Origin of the sequence: Marinobacter sediminum, from assembly GCF_016820575.1 — a bacterium.
GTDB classification, from domain to species: Bacteria; Pseudomonadota; Gammaproteobacteria; order Pseudomonadales; family Oleiphilaceae; genus Marinobacter; species Marinobacter sediminum.
The window spans coordinates 737,868-760,314 of the sequence record NZ_JAEMQH010000001.1; the positions used below are offsets into that span (position 1 = coordinate 737,868).

The window sequence follows — 22,447 nt, forward strand, 5'->3', positions numbered from 1 at the left end:
CGGGCAAGCCTTATTGTTGCCCCACGTTGATTTTTAACCCGTATTGAATTCAGTGACTTGGTGTCACGCTGACCTAGAGAGGAAAGAGTACATGTTGGATGCCGGTATCAAGGAGCAACTGAAAGCCTATATGGACAAGCTGCAGCAGCCGATCGAGCTGGTTGCGGCCTACGACGATGGTGATAAGTCCCAGGAACTGAAGCAGTTGCTGGAAGAGCTTGAACCTATGTCGGATAAGATCAGTTTGCGGACTGAGGAAGCCACCGACGTGCGTCGGCCATCGTTTGCCATCAACCGGATCGGCACCGACATCGGTGTTCGGTTTGCTGGTATTCCCATGGGCCACGAGTTCACGTCGCTGGTGTTGGCATTGCTCCAGGTAGGCGGCCATCCCTCCAAAGCGGCTCAGGAAGTGATCGAGCAAGTGCAGGAGCTGGACGGTTCATTCGAGTTCGAAACCTACTTCTCGCTGTCGTGCCAGAACTGCCCGGATGTGGTGCAGGCCCTGAACCTGATGAGTGTGTTGAACCCGAACATCAAGCACACCGCCATCGACGGCGCACTGTTCCAGGACGAAGTGGAGCAGCGGGAAGTCATGGCCGTGCCTAGCGTATACCTGAACGGCGAGTCCTGGGGGCAGGGGCGCATGACCCTGGAAGAGATCGTGGCCCGTCTGGACACCAAATCCGACGAGAAAGAAGCCGAGAAGATCAACCAGAAAGACACCTTTGAAGTGCTGGTGGTTGGCGGCGGCCCCGCCGGTGCTTCGGCGGCGATCTACGCTTCCCGGAAGGGTATCTCCACCGGCATCGCAGCAGAGCGCTTTGGCGGTCAGGTGGCGGATACCATGGGTATCGAAAACCTGATCTCGGTGCCCTACACCGAAGGCCCCAAGCTGGTCGGTGCCATGGAGCAGCACGTCAAGGAATACGATGTCGACATCATGAACATGCAGCGCGCCGAGAAGCTGATTCCGGCTGCCAAACCGGGTATGCCCCACGAAATCCGTCTGGCGAATGGCGGTTCCCTGAAGGCCCGTACGCTGGTGCTGTCCACCGGGGCCCGCTGGCGCCAGATTGGTGTTCCGGGTGAGGAAGAGTACCGGAACAAGGGTGTGGCCTACTGCCCGCACTGCGATGGACCGCTGTTCAAGGGCAAGCGTGTGTCGGTGATCGGTGGCGGTAACTCCGGTGTCGAGGCGGCCATCGATTTGGCGGGTATCGTCGGGCACGTGACGCTGATTGAGTTTGGTGCGGAAATGCGCGCTGATGACGTGCTGCAGAAGAAGCTGCGCAGCCTGAAAAACGTGGAGATCATCACCTCGGGCCAGACCACCGAAATCACCGGGGAAAATGGCAAGGTGAGCGGTCTGAACTATAAGGATCGAAACACCGGTGAAGAGCACCACGTGGCCCTGGAAGGGGTGTTTATCCAGATCGGTCTGGTGCCGAACACCGAGTGGTTGAAGGGCGATATTGAGCTCAGCCAGCACGGTGAAATCGTGGTCAACGACCGTAACGAGACCTCCATCCCGGGTGTCTTCGCGGCCGGCGATGCCACCACCGTGCCCTACAAGCAGATCGTCATCTCCATGGGCGAAGGCTCGAAAGCGGCATTGAGCGCCTTCGACTTCCTGATCCGGAATTCGGTGGAAGACGACGAGGAGCAGGCTGCGTAACGTGAGTCGCTAAAACCTCCGTAATAGCTCCGAAGGCACCGGACTCGTCCGGTGCCTTTTTTTTGAGCATGGAAAATCTCCACGGCCGGGTCTAAATTTCTCATAGGGGAACACCCCGCCGTGACGACGGGGCAGCAAACAGGAGGTGCGGGATGCACACAGCATCGCGCCTGAATAATGGAACTGAGTCCGTCACTGCCGACGCAAGTTTGCCCGAACACAGCGCCGGCATCCGCCTGGGCCGGGAACTGCTGGCGGCGACCAAACCATTTGCCGAAGAGTCGGTGGCAAGAAGCTGGTGGTGTGTTGGCTCGACGCTCACGTTGATGGTGGCTGCGCTGACCGCCGCCGGAGTGATGAATTGGTGGCCGCTAAAACTGTTGTTTTCGGTGGCTGGGGCGCTGCTGATGGTTCGCGCTTTTATCACTTACCATGATTATCTGCACGGGGCGATTCTCAAGCAGTCCCGGATCGCCCGTTGGCTGTTTTATGTCTATGGGGCTTTTGTCCTTACCCCTCCTCGCTCATGGCGTGAAAGTCATAACTATCACCATGGCCATGTTGGCAAGGTGAGCGCCGCGAGTGTAGGCGCTTTCCCGATGATCACCACGCGAATGTGGCACGAATCCACCCGCTGGCAGCGCCTGGTGTATCGGGCTCAGCGCCACCCCCTCGTCGTGTTGTTCAGCTACCCCATTGTGTTTGGGCTCAATATCACACTGCTGCCGTTGCTGAATAACCCGGCACGGCACTGGGATTCGGCGGTTGCGTTGGTCGCTCATGTCGGCATAGTTGCCATGCTTTGGGCGGCCGGCGGCGCCAGCCTGGCCTTTTTCGTGATTTTGCTGCCCATGGCGATCGCCTCGGCGCTGGGTTGTTACCTGTTTTTTGCCCAACACAGCTTCCGGCTGATGCAGGTGGTGTCACCTGAGGCCTGGACGTACTACCGAGCCGCACTGGAGTCATCCAGCTACATGCGGATGAATCGGGTAATGCAATGGATTACCGGTAATATCGGTTATCACCACATTCACCATCTTAACGTCCGGATTCCCTTCTACCGTTTACCGGAAGCGATGGCGGCAATTCCGGAGCTGCAGTCTCCCTTGACCACGACTCTGAGCCCGAGGGATATTGTGGCCTGCTTCCGATCTGCGCTCTGGGATGAACAGCAGCAAAGAATGGTGTCCTACCGGGAGGCCCGAAATTCGCTGTGATTGTATTGCCTTTCTGAATTTGTTCCCGTTAATCTGAATGGTTTTCTGGGGGCCATGGTTTTGGCTTTGGGTAGGTTGCGTTGCGGGGTCGCAAGCGATGGTGCGGGTGTTGTGTCTAGCGATCTGTCTGACGGTTTTGCCATTCAACGCCGCAGTAGCTGCTCGAGAGGTGTTCCTGTCGCCGGATGATTCGCGGTTCTGGGGATTGGTCTCGGGTTTTATGCAGGCCGTTGCTAACGACCTGAGTATGGACCTGGAGGTCGTGACGGATCACGAGCGTCATCGTTTCAGTTATCTGCAGTTATCTGCAGTTGGCGCAGAAGGTCCTGAGTCGCCCGCAAAAGCCCGACTACCTGGTGTTCATGTGCAAGGAGAAGGTTACCGAGCGCATGCTGACGTTGGCCAATGAGGCCGGAGTCAAAGTGTTTACCTTCAATACCGACGTGCCCGAAGAGGCAAGGGCTGTCTTCAGCCTTGCTCTTAACCCGGAACCGGCAGACCGGTGGCAGGGCGCTAACCAGCTTGCGGACGCCGTTGTTTCGGCATTGGACGCCGTCGGGAGAGCAGACAACCCGGTGAGTCGGCACTGATGCCGCAATGGGGCGAATTATTCTTCGATGTCCGCCTGCAGGCTGCCGTTCATCGAGCCCACCGTGCTTTTATCCCCGAATAGGTGCGGATAGGCCGCTTGTACGCCCGAGACAATAAATTCGTGGGGTACGTCGTCGAACATCCCATGGTCGTTTACGTATTCCATGTGTGCCTCCCCGGATTCGGTGTATTCCTGGAACACTGAGTCGTGCACACCGTCGAACTCCAGCGGTTCGACATTCATCATTTCGCACAGTTGCCGGTTGAACGCCGGAGTCGCTTTCACCCAGCGGCCGTTCAGGTACAGCTCGATAAAGCCGTGCATGCGGAAAATATCCGACTGCAGCCACTCGATCAGCTTTGGGCTGGACAGGTGATTGCGGACGTCGGCCAACCCCAGCCGGCTGGGAATGCCCAGTGAACGAGCCGCCGCGCCCAGCAGAACCGCTTTCGGAATACAGTAGGACTCGCCGCTGCTCAGGGCGTGGCTGGCACTGAAGGTGTTCGGATCAGTCTGGAATACGTACGGGTTGTAGCTGACCTGGTCCCGAACCGCGAGGTAGAGCGCTTTGACCTGTTCCACCGGATCATCGGACACGCCTTGCAACTGCTCGGCTATCCAGCTCTTGAGTTCCGGGTTTTCGTAGTCGAAGAACTCGGTGGGCTGTAGATACTGGTCCATGGGCGGGCATCCGGGGGTTAGGGCATTAATCCATCATCTTCGCCAATTAGCTTGCTACAGGCAATGACGAAATCCACCACAATGGTTGCCGGATTAGCTCAGGTCGCGGCTGGCTTTCAGGAGGCTCCACGCTTCAGTTCGTATGCGCAGATGTTCACCGAGGTGGCCAGGTTCAGCGATTCTATCGCCCCCTGACCGGCAATGGTGTAGGGCACGGCGCCGAGCTCTTCCAGTGCGCTCCGGGGCACGCCCCGGGCCTCGTTGCCGAACAGGTAGCAGTCGTGATGGGGGAACTCGGCTGAGGTCAATGCCGCACCGTTGAGGTCGAGGCAGGCAATGCGCTGGTAGCGGCCGGCGAGCTGCTCGAGGCTTACGTCGGTTTCTAATGGCAGGTGGAAGAGCGCGCCCATGCTGGCGCGCACCACCTTGGGATTGTAGGGGTCGACACTGCCGGGGCTGAGCAGGCAGCGAAAACCGCCGAACCAGGCCAGGGTGCGCAAAATAGTCCCGAGGTTGCCAGGATCCTGAACCTCGTGCAGGTACACCGCCCGTTCGCCGGCATTAGCCGGTGCCGCAGCGCCTTGGTTTGCTTCCGGCATGGCCACTACCGCAAGGATGCCCTGGGGCGTGCGGGTGTCGGCCAATTGTGCCATCTGGCGATCACTGACCAGATGCGTGGTGAACGGGCTCTGCCAATGTTCGTACGCCGCGGTTACGTACAGCTCTGTGCTCACCAGCGCCGGCTGCTGGGCGACGGCTTTCTGCAGTTCCAGCACCAGGTGTTCGCCCTCGACCAGGTAATGCCTGAATTCCTGGCGGTACTTTTTCTGGTGCAGTTTTCGAATGTCGTTCAGTTTCACATTGGTCGCCCGTGGCTGCGCCCGAGCCGCGCAGGCGGTCGAGGTGGGAGCTGGAATGAGCCGATTGTACGTGCGCCGGCATCGGTTGTCAGGATTTTGCCGGGACGGCGCCCGGCACGTACAATAACAGACCGTTTCCCCCGCTATTGATGAGTCCTATGGCCCGATCCAAAAGCAGTAACCGCTGGCTTGAAGAGCATGTCAACGACCCCTTCGTGAAACAGGCGCAGGTGGACGGCTATCGCTCCCGGGCCAGCTACAAGCTCCTGGAAATCAACAAGAAGGACCGTTTGATCCACCCCAACATGGTGGTCATGGACCTGGGCTCGGCACCCGGGGGCTGGTCGCAGGTGGCCGCCAACCTCGTTGGCCACAAGGGCCGGGTCATTGCCTCGGACATCCTGGAGATGGACGCCATTGCCGGGGTCGAGTTCATCCAGGGCGACTTCACCGAGAACGATGTGTTCGATGCCATCATGACCACCCTGGGCGACGCCCCGGTGGATGTGGTGATTTCCGATATGGCCCCGAACATCAGTGGCGTGACTGTGGCCGACCAGGCGTCCTCTATGTATTTGGTGGAACTGGCACTGGACATGGCCTGCCAGGTGCTCAAACCGAAAGGCAACTTCGTCGCCAAAGTGTTTCAGGGGGAAGGCTACGACGAGTACCTGAAATCGGTACGGGCGGTGTTCGACAAGGTGGTGGTGCGCAAGCCGGATTCTTCCCGGGCTCGCTCCCGAGAGGTCTATGTCCTGGGCAAGGGCTTCAAGGGCTGAGCCGTCCTCGGCTGAAAAACAGGCATAAAAAACGGGCCTAAAAACGGCCCTAAAAAAAGGGCACCTGAAAACCAGAGCCCCAAAAAGGAAGACATTGCACGTGTCGCTCGTGCTGGCGGGCGGATGCGGGCGGGTGAAGGAACACTCATCCGCCGCTAAAGTATCTGCTAATCCGTAGCGGTTACAGGCTGGCCTGTAGGACGCGGCGGCACACCTCAGGCGTGACATCGCCGTGCTCACCCAATTTCACCATGCCGTGGCTTTCCAGACTCGCGATCAGCGGTTCAATGTGCTGCTCGCCAAGGTCGTAATCGCTCAGGCGCGTTTTCACCCCCAGTGATTCGAAGAAGGCCTCGGTCTTGGCGATGGCGGCTTCGGCTTTGTCCTCGGCACTGCCATCGCGAATGTTCCATACCCGCTCACCGTACTGGACCAGCTTGTCGAGCTTGGCTGACTTGCGCTCACGCAGCATGGACGGCAGCACGATAGCCAGGGTCTGGGCGTGATCCAGGTTGTGCAGGGCGGTCAGCTCGTGGCCGAGCATGTGGGTGGCCCAATCCTGGGGGACACCGCTGCCAATCAGGCCGTTCAGGGCCAGTGTAGCGGTCCACATCATGCTTGCCCGAACCTGATAGTTTTCCGGCTCGGCCAGGGTCTGGGGACCAATTTCGACCAGGGTCTGCAGCAGGCCTTCGGCAAAGCGGTCCTGGACCGGGGCCTGGGCCGGGTAGGTCAGGTACTGCTCGACCACGTGCACGAAGGCGTCAACCACGCCGTTGCCAACCTGGCGCAGGGGCAGGGTGTAGGTCTTGGTCGGGTCCAGTATCGAGAAGGCCGGGAACACGTGATTGCTGTGGAACGGCAGCTTGGCTTTCAGGGACTTGCGGGTAACCACGGCACCCTTGTTCATTTCCGAGCCGGTTGCCGGCAGGGTCAGCACCGAGCCGAACGGCAGCGCCCGCTCAATGTTGCGGCCACCCTGGGTCAGGATCTCCCACTCATCGCCTTCGAACACAGAGGCGGCGGCCACAAACTTGGTGCCGTCGATGACTGAGCCGCCGCCGACGGCCAACAGGTAATCCGCGCCCTGCTCACGCACCTGCGCCACGGCTTCCATCAGGGTTTCGAAGCTCGGGTTCGGCTCGATGCCGCCAAACAGCGTCACCTGGCGCTCGCCCAGGGCTGCCGTGACTTCATCCAGGGTGCCGGTCCGACGCGCGCTTTCACCGCCAAACAACACCAGTACCCGTGCTTCGGCAGGTACCAGTTTGTTCAGATCGGCGATCTTGCCTTCACCGAATGCGATGTGCGTCGGATTGTAGAAATCGAAACTGTTCATCGGCTGCTGCCCCAGTGTTGTTTCAAAGAAGGCCGCATCCTAGTTTCAATTAGACCGGTCGTCTAGTAGTCATTCCTGCGTATGTTCAAAGCCTTGCAAGACATTGACTGCGTTGACGCCAATGGCCTCGACATCGTAACCGCCCTCCATGGTGAACACCGTCGGCAGGCCCAGCTGGGCGATGCGCTGACCGAGGGTGAGGTAATCGGAGGATTTCAGCTTGAAGAAGGAGATTGGGTCGTCCTCAAAGGTATCCACGCCCAGGGCGACCACCAGCGCGTCTGGCTGGTACTCGCCGATCCGCTGACACGCGGTTTCCAGGCCCTGGCTCCAGACACTGTACGGGGTACCCGGCGAGTAGACGAGGTTGAGGTTGTAACCTTCACCGGCACCCTCCCCGGTTTCATCTTCAAAACCCAGGAAATGCGGGAAGACCAGATCCGGATCGCCGTGCAGGCTTAAGGTCAGAACGTCCTGGCGCTGGTAGAAAATGGCCTGGGTACCGTTGCCGTGATGGAAGTCGACATCAAGAACCGCAATCCGTTTGGCGCCCTGGTCCCGGAAGGCTTGGGCCACAATGGCAGCGTTGTTGAAGAAACAGTATCCGCCAAACAGATCGGCGTGGGCATGGTGTCCGGGGGGCCGGCACAGGGCAAACGCGGCCCGCTCACCACCGGCGACCAGCTTCTGCGCAGTCAGGGCGACGTTGGCCGAGGTGCAGGCAGCCTCCCAGGTGCCATCGGAGATCGAGGTTTCGGCGGCAAAACTGTAGTACCCGAGACGGCCATCGATGTCTTTGGGCACCCGGGCCCGCATTCCGCGACCGCACCAGACTGCAGGAATGGCCTCGCCCGGCTTGTCGGCGTCCAGCCAGTCTTGCCAACAGCGTGCCAGGAACTCGACGTAATCGGCGCTATGTACCCGTTTCACGGGCTCGAGGCCAAACTCGTCCGGTTCCAGAACCTCGCCGAGCCCCTGGGCCTTGACCCTTGCCAGGATGGTGTTGGCGCGGGATGGCTTTTCGTGGGGCTCGATGAGCAGGCCACCGTCCAGCTCGGTTTTGACCGAGCGGCGGCTATGGAGAGGAGAGAAAACAGTTTTCATGGGCCTCGCGTTCCACAGTGAATGATGCCCTGACTGTGGCACATGGGCGATGGCGGCTCAAATCAAGGTTTTTCAATCCGTTATTGGTGACTCCTGAGGTTGCTCGGCATCCTATGGCGTTTTTGCCTTCGCCACTGGCGCGAAATGGCGCCTTTGCTTTTTGGGCCAGGCTGGAGGCCTCCGGGAACCGAAGCTGCGGGTTTGCCGTGGAACAATGACAACAATAATCGTCGTTATCCGGAAACTAGCTGTCGGTAATGACGCTCAGGAGAACAAAAAATGCGTGGTTACCCGTTTCTGTTGTCGTTGCTGTTTCTCTTCACGTTGAGCGGTTGCATAGGTGGTGGTTCCGGCGGTTCGGACGACGCCACTGTTGAGCAGGAAAACCAGAACGACGATTCCGATCCTATTCTGGGGGATTGTGAGATCCCGTTGCCACCAGAGGTGCGTCAGTACACCTTGGACAGCCCGCTGCCCAACAGTTTTGATCGGGATCGCACAGATGATGCCACCGAGGCCGATGTAACCCGGTTCCATGTGGCGGTGATGCTGCCCGAGCGCTGTGCCGAGGATCGCTTCCCGGTGGTGATAGAGAGTCACGGTTACAGTGGCAGTCTGGATTCCGAGATTGACGAAGATGGCTCAGTGGCTTCCGACACGCCCCATTTCCCGGCCATTGATGAACTCTTCGCCACGCTGCCACGCCACGGCTATGTCGGGGTCTCGTTTGATGAGCGCGGCCACGGCAATTCGACGCCGCAAAACGGTGGCGGCTATGCCCGTATCATCGCTCCCCGGGCCGAGACCCAGGATGCCCGTTACTTGCTGGACTGGCTCTACGAACAGGCCCCGAGTCTGCATATCGAGCGGCAAGACGATACCGGAGTAGTCCGTGATATCAACGCGGGTCTGATCGGTTACAGCTACGGTGGCGGCTACCAGTTTGGCTTGTCGCAGCTGGATGACCGGATCGACACCATCGTACCGAACGGCACCTGGCACAGCCTGCTCTACAGTTTGCTGCCTGGCGATGCCGTGAAACGTTCGTTTACGGGCCTGCTCTGTCTACTGGCCGAAACCGGGAACACCGTTAACACACCAGCGGTGGCTCGGATGTGCGAGCTGATGGGCCCGGCCAGTCTTCAAGCCAACCTGATTCGGACCCGGGCTGATCTGATCGGCGCCATGGAAGCGGACGGTTACACCGAAGCTGAGGTGGTCGAACTGTTTGATCGTCATACCCGCCATCTGCAGCGCTCGGCCGAGCAAGGTCAGCCTTGGTGTCAGCCGGGAGAACTTGGTTGCTCGTCCAACGGTGACGCTTTTGTGCCGCGCTCGGTGCCCACCCTGTTACTGCAGGGCAACCGGGACGTGCTGTTCAACCTGACCGATGCCTACTGGAACTGGGCTTACTTTAAGCGGGCTGCGGGCGAGGGTGTGCCGGTGTCGATTCTGTCCACCGAAGGCGGACACATGAACCCGTTGGCCAATCAGATCGAGGGCAGTGCCAACTGTGGTGGTCTGATAGGCACCGACCTGATCCTGAGCTGGTTCGATTTTCACCTCAAGGGCGAGGAGTCCAATGCCTATCGGAGCATTCCATCGGTGTGTATTTCTGTGGCTGACACCCAGAACGCGGATAGCGCTGAACCGGCTGGACTGGTGCTCGAGGACTTTCCGGTCGGCTCGCAGCGGAACAAGGTCGGTGGCGTCGCGGCTCGAGTGGACTCGAGCGAGGTGAGCCGACCGGTAGCCGATTCACCCCCAACCTTTGTGCCTGTGCATACGGTGACTGGTGATAGCGAGATTCTGGCGGGCATACCGCGGATCGATGAGGTGACGGTGGCCAATACCGCACTGCCCGGTACCGTCACGCCGGTGGCTTATCTCGGTATCGGAATTCAGCGGGGCAGTGACCTGATCCTGGTGGACGATCAGGTCACGTCGCTGCTGGAAGGTACGCACAGGTCCAATCCCAATATAGGTGAATCGGGTGTGCTGCTGGCCGGTGTTGGTGAGCAGCTTCAGCCCGGCGATGAGGTTGGCCTGCTGGTCTATTCCAGCCATGTCCAATACACCGCGGTCAGCAATCCATTGGCAGTCGACGGCAACAACCGGTTCGATCTGACGATCAAGGGTCTGGAGTTGCCCATACTGGATCTGTCCCGGCACCCCACCGCGCGTCTGCAATAACGGCGTTCGGGGTTTGTTCCTCTGGCGAGCGATGGGCTATGGTTGATAGTCCATCACTTCCTGAAGAGGATCCAACCATGGCCAAATACCCGCGGGACGTCCTGTTCAACGACGGCCGCCACGGCTGAGCACCCCCCCCAGTGCTGTATCCGCTGTCCACGCTCACCCTTGGCCCGCTGCTGATTGGTCAGGGCCGGTATGTGCGTAGGGTAACGCCCCGGCTGCCAGAGCCTGAGGGGGAGCGGCGCGGGCTCAGTGGCACCGGGCCGGATCTTCGATTACTGATTCTGGGCGATTCCGCGGCCGCCGGTGTGGGTGTGGAGCACCAGGGCGAAGCATTGTCCGGGCGCCTGGCCTCAAGGCTGGGCCAGCAGTTCCGGCTGCACTGGACGCTGGAAGCTGAAACCGGACGTACTTCCGCTGATGTGCTGGCGGCGTTGGCTCAGGTGCCGGACGACAGCTTTGATATGGTATTGGTGTCGGTCGGGGTCAACGACGTTACCGGGCGCACCGGCGATCGCCAGTGGCTCAAACATCTGGGTGAGTTGTCGGCACAACTTGCCCAGCGATTCGGCGCACGTCACATCCTGTTCACCGCAATTCCCCCCATGCATTGGTTTCCCGCCTTGCCGCAGCCCCTGCGCTGGTATCTGGGGCTGCGGGCCCGGCAGTTGAATGCTTTGCTGGAGGCCTTCTGTGGCGATACCGCCGGTGCCCATTTCCTGTCCGTGACCTATCCGCTGGAGCCGGCGGCGATGGCTGCCGATGGCTTTCATCCGGGCCGGGACGCCTACGGAGTCTGGGCTGAGCATGCCGCCGGCGTTATTTGTGAACTGGCGCCCACAACGGCCCGGTAAGACCAGCTTCGCGCATTCCCCAGGCTGACCGCGTGGGTTATCTTGGTTCCATACCTGTCATCACAAGAACAAAATGGAATCGAGAGACCGGTCATGAGTGCACACCATTTCGATGTTCTGATCGTTGGCGCCGGGGTATCCGGCATTGGCATGGCCTGTCACCTCGGCCAACAATGTCCGGGCAAATCCTTTGCCATTCTGGAGCGGCGCCAGTCGCTGGGCGGCACCTGGGACCTGTTCCGTTACCCGGGTATCCGGTCTGATTCCGACATGTTCACCTTTGGCTACCGCTTCCGGCCCTGGGTTGGCGGCAAGGTGCTGGCCGATGGTGCATCGATCAAGAACTACCTGCGCGAGACCGCACAGGCATTCGATGTTGAACGTCACATCCGCTATGGCCAGGCGGTCAAAACCGCAGACTGGTCAAGCTCGAACAAGTGCTGGACTCTGACCGTCGACAACGAGGCGACGGGCGAAACGGACACCTACACCGCCGGGTTCCTGGTCGGCTGCACTGGTTATTACAACTATGACCACGGTTACCAGCCGGATTTTCCGGGCGAGAGCGACTTTCAGGGCCAGATCGTGCATCCGCAACAGTGGCCTGAGGAGCTGGACTACGCCGACAAGAACATTGTGGTGATCGGCAGTGGCGCCACTGCCATCACCCTGGTGCCCACACTGGCGGAACAGGCGGCTCACGTCACCATGCTGCAGCGTTCGCCAAGCTACCTGATGCCGCTGCCGTCGACCGACAAACTCGCCCTGCTCGTGCAACGATTACTGCCTGAAAAACTGGCCTACAAGCTGATACGTGCCCGCAACATAGCCATTTCCCGTTTTCTGTATCTGCGCTCGCGAAAGAGTCCCAAGTTGATGCGCCGGTTGTTCCTGCGCATCATCCGGCGTCGGCTCGGTGACAACGCCGACATGCGTCATTTCACGCCGGACTACAATCCATGGGATCAGCGCCTGTGTGTCGTCAAGGATGGCGATCTGTTCACCGCCCTGAAAGCGGGCAGGGCCTCCATGGCCACCGATCACATTGACCGGTTCACCGCCAATGGCATTCGCCTGAAGTCCGGAAAGACGCTGGCGGCCGATATCATCATTCCGGCGACCGGACTGGATATCCAGATGCTCGGAGGCATTCGGCCCCGTGTCGATGGTCAGGATGTGGTGTTAAAGGACAAGGTCATCTACAAAAACGTGATGGTGGAAGGCCTGCCCAACGCCGGCATGATTTTCGGGTACACCAATAGCTCCTGGACCCTGAAAGTGGATATTGCCGCTGAGTACCTGTGCCGGCTGATGAATCTGATGGACCAGCGCGGGTATCAGACGGTGTTGGCCCGGGATACCGAGGGTAGCCGGAGCGACACCACGGTGCTGGGTTCGCTCGACGCCGGCTACGTCAGACGGGCCGCGGACCGGTTGCCTCGCCAGGGTACCCATGGCCCCTGGAAGGCCTCCCAGAATTACCTCGAAGACGTGAAAATCCTGCGTTTCGATCCGATTGAGGACGGCTACCTGGAATTCGACGGGGTTCGTACCCCCGCCAGGACGGGAGGGGGCCGAGGTTTCTTGCGGCCCTTGCGCTCCGGCTTGTTCGGATCCTGATGCCAGCCCTTTGTTGATCGCCGTCATCCCGGATTCTGGTCTAGTATGGGAGCTGCACTCGACGGATAAGGATACTGGTTATGACTAAGTTAAGAATGCTCGCCGTGGCCCTGCTGACGCTCTGCCTCGCCGGTCTGGCGCAGGCTGCAGACGGACTCATTGTAGTCAAGAGCAACCACAGCGTGGCCGCGACCGCGGATAAACTGGAGTCGGTGCTGGGCGAGAAGGGGATGACGGTATTCAACCGCATCGATCATGCCGCGGGAGCCGAATCAGTAGGTGAGCAACTGCGTCCCACCGAACTGGTGATCTTCGGCAACCCGAAAGTTGGCACCCCGTTGATGCGCTGCAGCCAGAGTGTGGCGGTCGATCTGCCGCAGAAAGCATTGGTCTGGGAGGATGAAGGTGGACAGGTCTGGCTTGGCTACAATGACCCGGCCTACCTGAAGGCCCGTCATGGCCTGGATGATTGCGACAAGGTGCTGGATAAGGTCAGCAAAGCCTTGGCCAATTTCGCTCAGGCGGCGACTCGCTGACCCCGGTAGTCCGCTTGTCCCTATTATAAAAAAAACAGTTACCTAAAACATATACTAAAGGCGCTGCCGGTGTGTCAGGCTGCCTTTCTTATATCTGGGTAACGGTAACTGTTGTATGGCTTCTCGCGGCAAGAAAGCAAATCGCCCTCTCTGGCACCCGTCGTTTTGGGGCTCATGGTTTCTGGTGTTTGTGCTCTGGTTGCTGTCGTTTTTGCCGATGGCAGCCAAGCAGCGCTTTGGTAGCTGGCTGGGGCGGTTACTGGCCCGAAAACTGAAATCTCGGGCCAGGGTTGTCGATGCCAACCTGGCGGCCTGTATGCCGGGGCTGAGCGAAGATGCCCGAGCTGAGCTATTGGAAGACACCTTCGTGGCGTCGGCGCGTGGCTTTCTGGAAAGCACCCATGCCTGGTGGCGCAATATGGAACCTTACTGCGCGTCAGCGTCGGTGTCCGGCACCGAGCATCTGGAAGAAGCCAAGGCGCGCGGCCAGGGCGTGTTGCTGATCGGTGGCCACTACAGCATTTTCGACTTCGCCTTGCCCCTGATTGCCTGTCATCTGAACAAGCCCGGCTACATGTATCGTCCCAATAACAACCCGGTCATCGATCGGATGATAGAACGGGGTCGTCGCCGCCATTTCAATATCCGGCCGTTCACCAAGCGCAAGCTGAGGCCTATGCTTTCGTACCTGAAAGAGGGCGGTCAGATCTGGTTCGCCTGCGACCAGGATTTTGGCAAGAAATCCGAATTGTTTGCGCCGTTTTTCGGGGTCAACGCCGGTTGCATTACCTCGCCCAGCTACATCGCCCGGGAATCTGGCGCGGCGGTTATCTGCGTCAGCCACCTACGGATGCCTGACGGCCGTTATCGGGTAGTGTTTTCGCCCATCCAGCAAGGCTTTGGGGAAGATCCACAACAGGATGCCGAAACCTGGAATCGCTTTATCGAAAACACCATTCGTGAGCAGCCGGACCAATACCTGTGGCTGCACAAGCGTTTCAAAACCCGCCCAGAGGGCGCAGCCAGCATCTACTGAATCCGCCAGAACCAACATGTGTAAAGGGACCCGCCATGGCGCGGGCCCTGCTGCAAACACCTATGGCTAATTGTCCGGGGCTCTGTTACTGTGCCCGCATCCTGCCTCTAGGGATTCCGCAATTTCCGGCGTAACGCCGTCATGCGAACCATCCATACGACCTGTCAGAGGACGTCACCCCGTTAACGGCGCGTGACTGTAGTCGTCTTTTTCTCCATGCCTGTGCATGGTACCTGCCCGCATTCGCCGACAACGGTGTTCGTGGAGGCAGAACAATCAAGAGTTGATCCAATATGAGTTTTTCTTCACTCGGTCTGTCCGAGCAGCTGGTCCGTGCCACCTCCGATCAGGGCTACGATACCCCTTCCCCGATTCAGGCCCAGGCCATTCCAGCAGTACTGTCCGGCAAGGACGTGATGGCCGCCGCCCAGACCGGCACCGGCAAGACCGCCGGCTTCACCCTGCCATTGCTGCAGCGGTTGGCTGAAAAGCCTCGCACCGGCAAGGGCCCGCGCGCACTGATCCTGGCCCCGACCCGGGAGCTGGCGGCGCAGGTGCACGACAGCGTAAATCTTTACAGCAAGTACATTCCGACCAAGGCCGCAGTGGTTTTCGGTGGCGTGAAAATCAATCCCCAGATGATGAAGCTGCGTAAGGGTCTGGACGTTCTGGTGGCCACCCCTGGTCGCCTGATGGACCTGTACCAGCAGAACGCCGTGCGTTTCGACGAAGTCGAGATTCTGGTTCTGGACGAAGCCGACCGCATGCTCGACATGGGCTTCATCCGTGACATTCGCAAGATCCTGGCATTGCTGCCAGCCAAGCGTCAGAACCTGTTGTTCTCCGCGACTTTCTCAAACGAGATCCGCACCCTGGCCCAGGGCCTGCTGAACAACCCGGTACAGGTGGAAGTGGCGGCTCGCAACACCACCGCCGAGAAGGTCAAGCAGTCGGTATACCCGGTTGATCAGAGCCAGAAAACGGCGCTACTGAGCAAGCTGGTTCGGGACAACAGTTGGGAACAGGTGTTGGTCTTTACCCGCACCAAGCACGGCGCCAACCGCCTGACCCAGAAGCTGGAGCGTGACGGCATTACCGCCGCGGCGATCCATGGCAACAAATCCCAGGGTGCCCGTACCCGCGCTCTGAGTGAGTTCAAGCAGGGTGACATCCGGGTGCTGGTGGCAACCGATATCGCAGCCCGCGGCCTGGACATCAAACAGCTGCCGCAGGTGGTGAACTTCGAGCTGCCGAACGTGCCGGAAGATTACGTGCACCGGATTGGCCGTACCGGCCGTGCCGGCGAGAGCGGTCATGCGTTGTCGCTGGTCAGTGCCGACGAAGGCAAGTTGCTGGCGGGCATTGAGAAGCTGATCAAGAAGCAGCTGCCACGGAAGCAGGTGGATGGCTTCGAGCCGACCAACAACCTGCCGCTGAAGCCGAAGGCCAAGGCCGACCCGAGCAAGGCGCGTGGCCGTAATGGCAATGGTGGCGGTAACGGCAAACCAGGCGGCAAGCCACGCAGTTTCGGCGCCAAGCCGGGTGGTCGTAGTGGCGGCCGCAGCCAGAATGGCGGTGGCGGTCAGCGCAGCCGCGGAGCACGTCAGGACGCCTGATAGCTCTCTGGCAAGCTGATTTGCAGTCTGATCAATAAGCAGGCACCAGGACGGTGCCTGCGGTCAGGCGGAGTTTTTCTTGTGCCCTGGCCGTGAGGCTTCCGGTACAAACACATCCCTTACCGACAGTGGCTTACCGTCGGCATTCTGCACCTCCACCGGAGGAATCGGTTGGCCGGTCGCCCGGTCCCGAAGATCCAAAGGCACTTCGTCAGGTGCGGGGTTCCACTTATCCCCCCATTGGCGCAAGGCCACCACCACCGGGAACAAGTCCCGACCTTTCTCCGTCAGGCGGTACTCGAACCGCGATCCGTGCTCACCCACATCAACCTTGCTCAACACCTGGTTATCCACTAGCCGGGCCAGACGATCACAGAGAATGTTCTTGGCAATGCCAAGCTCCTGCTGAAAATCGACAAAGCGCCGGGTGCCGTACATGGCGTGCAGCACAATCAGCAGCGACCACCAGTCCCCCACCTCATTAAGGGCGCGGGCGACGGAGCAATTGGAATCATCAAAACGTTTTCTAGCCATGTAAGGGAGTGTACCGAATAGGGTTGCATGTTAAAACCAAATTGAATAGGGTTGCTTTACGAAACCAAATTAATGAGGTCGCGACCGATGTTGTCGAGGCCTCGTTCACGTACGCCAAAGTGCGAGGAGTGTTACCCGATGTCCATGAATCTTGGTCCTCTGTTTCAGCCGTTTGAGCTCCATAACCTGAAGCTGCGCAACCGTGTGGCGATGGCGCCCATGACCCGCAATTTCTCGCCGGGTAATGTCCCGAACGAGGACGTGGTCAGCTATTACCGTCGCCGTGCAGAAAACGGCGTGGGTCTGCTGATTACCGAAGGCACCACCGTTAATCACCCGGGTGCCAATGGCTATCCGAACGTGCCGGCGTTCCACGGCGATGCGGCCCTGCAAGGCTGGAAAGATGTCGTTGATGCCGTGCACGAGGCTGGCGGTGCGATCTTCCCACAGCTGTGGCACGTGGGTGCCGTGCGCAAGGAAGGCATCGAGCCGGATCCGTCGGTGCCGGGTTATAGCCCGTCCGGTCTGTTTGCCCCGGGCAAGCCCAACGGCAAGGCCATGACCAAAGAAGATATTGACGACGTCATTACCGCCTTTGCCGATGCCGCCCAGGATGCCAAGGCGCTGGGTTTTGACGGCGTTGAGATCCATGGTGCCCACGGCTACCTGCTGGACCAGTTCCTGTGGGAAGGCACCAACCAGCGTGACGACGAATACGGCGGCAGCATGGAAAACCGCCTGCGCTTTGTGGTCGAGATTGTTGAAGCGGTGCGTCACCGCGTTGGGCCGGAATACCCGATCATGCTGCGCTTCTCCCAGTGGAAGCAGCAGGATTATGAGGCCCGCCTGGTGAACAGCCCGGAAGAACTGGATGCCTTCCTGCAGCCGCTGGTAGAAGCCGGTGTGGATATCTTCCACGCTTCAACCCGCCGGTTCTGGGAACCCGAATTCGAGGGTTCTGACCTGAACCTGGCCGGCTGGACCCAGAAGCTGACTGGCAAGCCGACCATGTCTGTGGGCAGCGTTGGCCTGACCGAAGACTTCATCAGCGGCACCTTTGCCAGCAAGAAGGAAGCGGTAGAGCAGTCCGGTATCGACGAACTGGTTGAGCGCATGAACAACAACGAGTTCGAACTGATCGCCGTTGGTCGTGCCCTGCTGCAGGATCCGGAATGGCTGGTGAAAGTGCGGGAAGGTCGGATTGGTGAGGTCGAAGCTTTTGCCAAGAAGTCCCTGACCAAGCTGTACTAAGCGTTCAGGTCCGAAGAGCCTCGGTCGTCCGGGGCTTTTTTGTGTCGGATTGATGGAAACCTGTCCGATTCGTAATCGCGCTCGGTGATAGATCTTCTATGATGGGTGCGTACAAGTACTTCGGAGAAATATTTCGAAGCATTCAATAGAGGGGAGTTAAGGATGTTCAGTTCAGCAGTATTGAAGATCACTGCCCTGGTGGCGGTGCTTACCCTGGCCGGTTGTGCCACGGTAGGCCGGGATTTCGCGACCCACAATGTGGAAGACATCACCGTTGGTGAGACCACCCGGTCCGACATCCAGGCATTGTTTGGTGAGCCCTGGCGCACCGGCGTTGAAGATGGCAAGCGCACCTGGACTTACGGAAAATATCGTTGGTCGGCCTTTGGCGACGCAGAAACCACCGATCTGGTGGTGCGTTTCAACGCCGATGGCACCGTGTCTTCGTACGTGTATAACACCACCGAGTAATCCCGCGGTGAAAGGGTGCCTGGCCAGTCCAGGCACCCGGATTCCTGCCCGCTAGCCGCGCAAACTACTGACCAGCTTGTCGATACTGTCCTTGGCGTCGCCGAACAGCATGTTGGTGTTATCCTTGAAGAACAGCGGGTTTTCCACGCCTGAGTAACCGGTGGCCATGCCCCGTTTCAGCACCACCACCCGGTGCGCTTTCCACACCTCCAGTACCGGCATACCGGCAATCGGGCTGCCCGGGTCTTCCGCCGCCGCCGGGTTCACCGTGTCGTTGGCGCCGATCACCAGCACTACGTCGGTGTCCGGGAAATCGTCGTTGATCTCGTCCATTTCCAAGACGATGTCGTAGGGGACGTGGGCCTCGGCTAGCAGAACGTTCATGTGACCGGGCAGGCGACCGGCTACCGGATGAATGCCAAACCGCACATTCACGCCTCGCTCGCGTAGTAGTTTGGTCATGTCACTGACGCCACTCTGAGCCTGAGCCACCGCCATGCCATAGCCGGGCACGATGATTACTGAGTCGGCGTTGCGCAGCTCCTCACAGACCTCATCGATCGTTGTTTCATGCACCACCTGGTCCGGGTCGGCGGCGGCCGAGCTGCTGCTGGTCTGGCCAAAACCGCCGAGAATCACGCTGATGAACGAGCGGTTCATGGCCTTGCACATGATGTAGCTGAGGATGGCACCGCTGCTGCCGACCAGGGCCCCGGTCACAATCAGCAGGTCGTTACCGAGCATGAAGCCGATGGAGGCTGCGGCCCAGCCGGAGTAGCTGTTGAGCATGGACACCACGACCGGCATATCGGCGCCGCCAATGGCCATGATCAGGTGAATACCCAGTACCGAGGCGATCAGGGTCATCAGCACCAGGGCGATCAGCCCCAGGGCCAGGCTGTCGGTGCCCAGGAACCAGGCACCCAGAGCCACAGAGACGATCACGGCTACCAGGTTCATGGCGTGGCGGCCGGGCAGGGTCAGGGCCTTGCTGTCGATGCGGCCATCGAGCTTGCCGCAGGCCACCAGGGAGCCGGTGAAGGTAATGGCCCCGATGAAGACGCCGACGAACACCTCCACCAGTTTGATGGTGTGCTCGGTGCCTACGGTCACCTTGAGCGGTTCGATATAGCCGGCAAAGCCGACAAACACCGCCGCCAGGCCCACGAAGCTGTGCAGCAGCGCCACCAGCTGTGGCATCTGGGTCATTTCCACCTTGTTGGCGATGGCAATGCCAACGCTAGCGCCGAGCAGCACCGCGATCACGATGGTGATCAGACTGCCCTCACTGACACTGGCCATGGTAGCGATCAGTGCAATGATGATACCGGCGACCCCGTAGAGGTTGCCGCGCCGGGCCGATTCCTGATGGCTCAGGCCACCGAGGCTGAGGATAAACAACACGCTGGCGACCACGTAGGCCACGCTGACGAGTCCTGTGCCCATGGGTTGCGTCTCCTATTTGCGGAACATTTTGAGCATGCGATGGGTAACCCGGAAGCCACCACCCACGTTGATACTGGCAATCAGCACTGCGACGAACGCCATGATGCCCACGGCGATATTCTCAGCCTGGGCCAGGTGCAGGATGGCCCCGATCACAATGATGCCGCTGATCGCGTTAGTGACACTCATCAAGGGCGTGTGCAGTGAGGGCGTGACATTCCAGATCACCTGCCAGCCGATGAAACAGGCCAGCACGAACACCGTGAAGTGGCTTAGGAAACTTTCCGGGGCATGGGCGCCGACGCCGTATAGCGCTGCCACGGTCACCAGCAGCAGCGCACTCTTGCCAATCAGGCTGCGCCGTGCCGAGTCTTTGCGGGCTGCCTCCTTCTGTGCCGCCGAAGGCTCCTCGGTGCCGGGTGGCGGTTGCGGGCTGACGGGCGCCTGAGGCTGTGGCGGCGGCCAGGTAACATCGTTGCCGTGGACCACCGTAAGGCCACGGATGACGTCGTCGTCCATGTCCACCTGCGGCTTGCCGTCTTTTTCCGGGGTCAGTTCGGTCAGCAGGTGGAACAGGTTGGTGGCATACAGGTCACTGGCGACTTTGGCCATGCGGCTGGGCAGATCGGTGTAACCAATCAGGGTGACACCGTGTTTTTCCACAATCTGGCCCGGCTCGGTCAGCTCACAGTTGCCGCCGCGCTCGGAAGCCAGATCGACAATGACACTGCCCGGTTTCATGGATTTGACCATGTCGGCGGTAATCAACCGGGGCGCCGGCTTGCCGGGAATCAGGGCGGTGGTGATGATGATGTCCACCTCCTTGGCCTGTTCCGCGAACAGCGCCATCTCGGCCTTGATGAACTCGTCGCTCATCTGCTTGGCGTAACCGCCGGTGCCGCTGCCTTCTTCCTCGCCAAAGTCCAGCTGTAGAAACTCGGCGCCCATGCTTTCGATCTGTTCCTTCACCTCCAGCCGGGTATCGAAGGCCCGCACGATGGCACCCATGCTGTTAGCGGCACCTACGGCGGCGAGGCCGGCGACACCGGCACCAATCACCATGACCTTGGCGGGCGGCACCTTACCAGCAGCTGTCACCTGTCCGGTAAAGAACCGACCGAAATTGTTGGCCGCCTCGATGACTGCCCGATAGCCGGCAATGTTGGCCATGGCGCTGAGTGCGTCCATCTTCTGGGCCCGGCTGATCCGGGGCAGGCTGTCGATGGCGAAGGCGGTGATGTTTCGGGCTGCCAGTTTCTCCAGCAGCTCAGGATTCTGGGCCGGCCAGAGGTAGCTGACCAGAAAACTGCCTTCCCGCATCAGGTCCACCTCGTGAGCCCCCAGGGTTGGGTTCTCCATCGGTGCCCGTACTTTCAGGATGAAGCCAGATTCCTGCCACAGGGATTTGGTATCGACGGCAATGCTGGCGCCCACCGCCTCGTAGGCTTCATCCCGGTAGTGGGCCGCCTCACCGGCTCCCGCTTCCACGATGACCTCATAGCCCAGCTCGATCAGCTTGTGCGCCGAGGGCGGGGTGACCGCCACTCGCCGTTCGTCGGTAAATATCTCTTTGGGAATGCCCAGTTTCATAGCGCGTGCGTCCTCCGGTTGAACCGATGAAGCAAGTGTCTGATATACAGACTAGTTCAAGCTGGAGAACCTGCTTAATTAGACGAGGGCAGAGTACAGGGATTTATTGTTTATTATCGGCGAGGGTGTCCAGCTCGGCTCGGGTCAGGTGCTCGACCATGGCACCCCGGAACTGACGGTTGATGAACCGTTCCGTTTCCAGCTGGATACGCTCCCGCTGCGCCGGCTGGTCGATGTAATCCATGGCCCGAAACAAGATATAGCGAATGGTCATGGTGGAGATTTCGTGAATGGTGCGCGGTTCTACACCGCTTACCAGTTGCCGGTCGATGATGTCTTCGCCCATCTCCCGAGCGCTAGCATCCAATTGGTTTTCCAATGCTCGGCGCAACAGCGGTGACGGACCATGCAGCTCGCGCACTGCAACGGTTGTGGCCGCCGGGTTGGCAAGAAAGTAGTGGTACACAAACGTCACGGTATCGTGGGCGGCTTGCTCCGAGGTCTCAGCGGTGCGCCGTAACTCCCTTACTCCCGATTTCATGTCTTCGGCGATATAGCTGAGTACCTGTAACCCGAACTCATCCAGGTTCTGGAAATGCCGATAGAACGTATTCGGGTTCAGGCCTGCTTCCCGGGCCAGCTCCCGCAAGCCCAGTGACGTCAGGCTGCGGCTCTGGGTGATCAGTCGCAGGGCGGCTTGGATTAGCTTTAGTTTTCCACCGGTTAGTACGCTCATTTTGTCCTCGATTTAGGCGAAAGGGCAGGGTGGGCCGAGCTTCCGAAAACCGCTGCGAGTACGTCCATGTACGCTTGCTTTCCGCCATCCATGGCTCCAAGCATTTTCAGAAGCTCGGCCCACCCTGCCCACCAAGTCTGGCGGGGTAATTGGGAGATCGTTTCCGATTGCCCCTACTCTCAGGTTGGTTGAGAGGGACAAAATTCAGTCGTTCCAGGCCAATAGTGCCAAAACGGAGCCTGCAAAGTATACAACTGTCTACGCCTCTAGGTATACATGTGTCTACCCGTTGAATTTCGACGCTACCGACA

General features: G+C 59.6%; 20 protein-coding genes. 12 read left to right on the forward strand and 8 right to left on the reverse strand.

Features of this window, described 5'->3' with window-relative positions:
• Positions 1 to 91 precede the first annotated feature (91 nt).
• The 3 genes from ahpF (at position 92) to FGO67_RS03260 (ending at position 3,485) form a co-directional block, all read left to right on the forward strand.
• Entirely contained in the window at positions 92 to 1,678 is a 1,587-nt protein-coding gene (gene ahpF / locus FGO67_RS03250; RefSeq protein WP_203299280.1) for an alkyl hydroperoxide reductase subunit F, read from the forward strand.
• Positions 1,679 to 1,830: 152 nt separating this feature from the next.
• Positions 1,831 to 2,895, forward strand: coding sequence for a fatty acid desaturase family protein (locus FGO67_RS03255; RefSeq protein ID WP_203299281.1), 1,065 nt, complete (start codon positions 1,831 to 1,833; stop codon positions 2,893 to 2,895).
• Positions 2,896 to 3,206: 311 nt separating this feature from the next.
• A complete protein-coding gene (locus FGO67_RS03260) occupies positions 3,207 to 3,485 on the forward strand; it encodes a hypothetical protein (protein ID WP_203299282.1) in 279 nt (92 codons plus the stop codon).
• Positions 3,486 to 3,502: 17 nt separating this feature from the next.
• Here FGO67_RS03260 and FGO67_RS03265 read toward each other — a convergent pair whose 3' ends face one another.
• Together FGO67_RS03265 and FGO67_RS03270 are read right to left on the reverse strand one after the other, a co-directional pair.
• Entirely contained in the window at positions 3,503 to 4,168 is a 666-nt protein-coding gene (locus FGO67_RS03265) for a transglutaminase-like domain-containing protein (protein WP_203299283.1), read from the reverse strand.
• Positions 4,169 to 4,284: 116 nt separating this feature from the next.
• Positions 4,285 to 5,028, reverse strand: a complete 744-nt coding sequence (locus FGO67_RS03270) for a TrmH family RNA methyltransferase (RefSeq protein ID WP_203299284.1) — start codon at positions 5,026 to 5,028, stop codon at positions 4,285 to 4,287.
• Positions 5,029 to 5,186: 158 nt separating this feature from the next.
• On the opposite strand from FGO67_RS03270, the gene rlmE reads away from it, so the two are divergent.
• Positions 5,187 to 5,807 carry a 23S rRNA (uridine(2552)-2'-O)-methyltransferase RlmE gene (gene rlmE / locus FGO67_RS03275; RefSeq protein WP_203299285.1) on the forward strand — a complete coding sequence of 207 codons (621 nt, stop codon included), beginning with the start codon at positions 5,187 to 5,189 and terminating at the stop codon, positions 5,805 to 5,807.
• A 181-nt stretch (positions 5,808 to 5,988) separates the two neighbouring features.
• Here rlmE and FGO67_RS03280 read toward each other — a convergent pair whose 3' ends face one another.
• Together FGO67_RS03280 and FGO67_RS03285 are read right to left on the reverse strand one after the other, a co-directional pair.
• The gene (locus FGO67_RS03280; protein WP_203299286.1) at positions 5,989 to 7,146 is read right to left on the reverse strand and encodes an iron-containing alcohol dehydrogenase; all 1,158 of its coding nucleotides are present in this window, start codon (positions 7,144 to 7,146) and stop codon (positions 5,989 to 5,991) included.
• Between the two features lie 69 nt (positions 7,147 to 7,215).
• Positions 7,216 to 8,250, reverse strand: a complete 1,035-nt coding sequence (locus tag FGO67_RS03285; RefSeq protein ID WP_203299287.1) for a histone deacetylase family protein — start codon at positions 8,248 to 8,250, stop codon at positions 7,216 to 7,218.
• A 279-nt stretch (positions 8,251 to 8,529) separates the two neighbouring features.
• On the opposite strand from FGO67_RS03285, the gene FGO67_RS03290 reads away from it, so the two are divergent.
• From FGO67_RS03290 to FGO67_RS03315, 6 genes are all read left to right on the forward strand, one after another.
• The gene (locus FGO67_RS03290) at positions 8,530 to 10,443 is read left to right on the forward strand and encodes a CocE/NonD family hydrolase (protein WP_203299288.1); all 1,914 of its coding nucleotides are present in this window, start codon (positions 8,530 to 8,532) and stop codon (positions 10,441 to 10,443) included.
• Positions 10,444 to 10,583: 140 nt separating this feature from the next.
• Positions 10,584 to 11,300, forward strand: coding sequence for an SGNH/GDSL hydrolase family protein (locus FGO67_RS03295; protein WP_203299289.1), 717 nt, complete (start codon positions 10,584 to 10,586; stop codon positions 11,298 to 11,300).
• Positions 11,301 to 11,393: 93 nt separating this feature from the next.
• Positions 11,394 to 12,920, forward strand: coding sequence for a flavin-containing monooxygenase (locus tag FGO67_RS03300; RefSeq protein ID WP_203299290.1), 1,527 nt, complete (start codon positions 11,394 to 11,396; stop codon positions 12,918 to 12,920).
• Between the two features lie 80 nt (positions 12,921 to 13,000).
• Positions 13,001 to 13,456 carry a DUF302 domain-containing protein gene (locus tag FGO67_RS03305; protein WP_203299291.1) on the forward strand — a complete coding sequence of 152 codons (456 nt, stop codon included), beginning with the start codon at positions 13,001 to 13,003 and terminating at the stop codon, positions 13,454 to 13,456.
• Between the two features lie 115 nt (positions 13,457 to 13,571).
• Positions 13,572 to 14,492, forward strand: a complete 921-nt coding sequence (locus FGO67_RS03310; protein ID WP_203299292.1) for a lysophospholipid acyltransferase family protein — start codon at positions 13,572 to 13,574, stop codon at positions 14,490 to 14,492.
• A 293-nt stretch (positions 14,493 to 14,785) separates the two neighbouring features.
• Complete coding sequence (locus FGO67_RS03315; RefSeq protein WP_203299293.1) at positions 14,786 to 16,108, forward strand: DEAD/DEAH box helicase; 1,323 nt, start codon at positions 14,786 to 14,788, stop codon at positions 16,106 to 16,108.
• Positions 16,109 to 16,171: 63 nt separating this feature from the next.
• Here FGO67_RS03315 and FGO67_RS03320 read toward each other — a convergent pair whose 3' ends face one another.
• Entirely contained in the window at positions 16,172 to 16,642 is a 471-nt protein-coding gene (locus FGO67_RS03320) for a winged helix-turn-helix transcriptional regulator (RefSeq protein WP_203299294.1), read from the reverse strand.
• A 138-nt stretch (positions 16,643 to 16,780) separates the two neighbouring features.
• Here FGO67_RS03320 and FGO67_RS03325 point away from each other — a divergent pair, with 138 nt between their 5' ends.
• Entirely contained in the window at positions 16,781 to 17,893 is a 1,113-nt protein-coding gene (locus FGO67_RS03325) for an NADH:flavin oxidoreductase (RefSeq protein ID WP_203299295.1), read from the forward strand.
• Between the two features lie 162 nt (positions 17,894 to 18,055).
• Complete coding sequence (gene bamE / locus FGO67_RS03330; protein ID WP_203299296.1) at positions 18,056 to 18,364, forward strand: outer membrane protein assembly factor BamE domain-containing protein; 309 nt, start codon at positions 18,056 to 18,058, stop codon at positions 18,362 to 18,364.
• A gap of 51 nt (positions 18,365 to 18,415) precedes the next feature.
• Here the strand turns inward: bamE and pntB are convergent, their stop codons facing one another.
• From pntB to FGO67_RS03345, 3 genes are all read right to left on the reverse strand, one after another.
• Positions 18,416 to 19,810: a Re/Si-specific NAD(P)(+) transhydrogenase subunit beta gene (pntB, locus tag FGO67_RS03335; protein WP_203299297.1), complete on the reverse strand. Its 1,395-nt coding sequence runs from the start codon at positions 19,808 to 19,810 to the stop codon at positions 18,416 to 18,418.
• 12 nt (positions 19,811 to 19,822) lie between these two features.
• Complete coding sequence (locus tag FGO67_RS03340; RefSeq protein WP_203299298.1) at positions 19,823 to 21,400, reverse strand: Re/Si-specific NAD(P)(+) transhydrogenase subunit alpha; 1,578 nt, start codon at positions 21,398 to 21,400, stop codon at positions 19,823 to 19,825.
• 103 nt (positions 21,401 to 21,503) lie between these two features.
• Complete coding sequence (locus FGO67_RS03345; RefSeq protein WP_203299299.1) at positions 21,504 to 22,136, reverse strand: TetR family transcriptional regulator; 633 nt, start codon at positions 22,134 to 22,136, stop codon at positions 21,504 to 21,506.
• Positions 22,137 to 22,447: the final 311 nt, after the last annotated feature.

Excerpts from the sequence above, each read along its gene's own strand:
- ahpF (WP_203299280.1), top strand. The coding sequence starts at position 92 with ATGTTGGATGCCGGTATCAAGGAGCAACTGAAAGCCTATATGGACAAG.
- FGO67_RS03255 (WP_203299281.1), top strand. The coding sequence starts at position 1,831 with ATGCACACAGCATCGCGCCTGAATAATGGAACTGAGTCCGTCACTGCC.
- FGO67_RS03265 (WP_203299283.1), bottom strand. The coding sequence starts at position 4,168 with ATGGACCAGTATCTACAGCCCACCGAGTTCTTCGACTACGAAAACCCG.
- rlmE (WP_203299285.1), top strand. The coding sequence starts at position 5,187 with ATGGCCCGATCCAAAAGCAGTAACCGCTGGCTTGAAGAGCATGTCAAC.
- FGO67_RS03280 (WP_203299286.1), bottom strand. The coding sequence starts at position 7,146 with ATGAACAGTTTCGATTTCTACAATCCGACGCACATCGCATTCGGTGAA.
- FGO67_RS03285 (WP_203299287.1), bottom strand. The coding sequence starts at position 8,250 with ATGAAAACTGTTTTCTCTCCTCTCCATAGCCGCCGCTCGGTCAAAACC.
- FGO67_RS03290 (WP_203299288.1), top strand. The coding sequence starts at position 8,530 with ATGCGTGGTTACCCGTTTCTGTTGTCGTTGCTGTTTCTCTTCACGTTG.
- FGO67_RS03300 (WP_203299290.1), top strand. The coding sequence starts at position 11,394 with ATGAGTGCACACCATTTCGATGTTCTGATCGTTGGCGCCGGGGTATCC.
- FGO67_RS03305 (WP_203299291.1), top strand. The coding sequence starts at position 13,001 with ATGACTAAGTTAAGAATGCTCGCCGTGGCCCTGCTGACGCTCTGCCTC.
- FGO67_RS03310 (WP_203299292.1), top strand. The coding sequence starts at position 13,572 with ATGGCTTCTCGCGGCAAGAAAGCAAATCGCCCTCTCTGGCACCCGTCG.
- FGO67_RS03315 (WP_203299293.1), top strand. The coding sequence starts at position 14,786 with ATGAGTTTTTCTTCACTCGGTCTGTCCGAGCAGCTGGTCCGTGCCACC.
- FGO67_RS03320 (WP_203299294.1), bottom strand. The coding sequence starts at position 16,642 with ATGGCTAGAAAACGTTTTGATGATTCCAATTGCTCCGTCGCCCGCGCC.
- FGO67_RS03325 (WP_203299295.1), top strand. The coding sequence starts at position 16,781 with ATGTCCATGAATCTTGGTCCTCTGTTTCAGCCGTTTGAGCTCCATAAC.
- bamE (WP_203299296.1), top strand. The coding sequence starts at position 18,056 with ATGTTCAGTTCAGCAGTATTGAAGATCACTGCCCTGGTGGCGGTGCTT.
- pntB (WP_203299297.1), bottom strand. The coding sequence starts at position 19,810 with ATGGGCACAGGACTCGTCAGCGTGGCCTACGTGGTCGCCAGCGTGTTG.
- FGO67_RS03340 (WP_203299298.1), bottom strand. The coding sequence starts at position 21,400 with ATGAAACTGGGCATTCCCAAAGAGATATTTACCGACGAACGGCGAGTG.
- FGO67_RS03345 (WP_203299299.1), bottom strand. The coding sequence starts at position 22,136 with ATGAGCGTACTAACCGGTGGAAAACTAAAGCTAATCCAAGCCGCCCTG.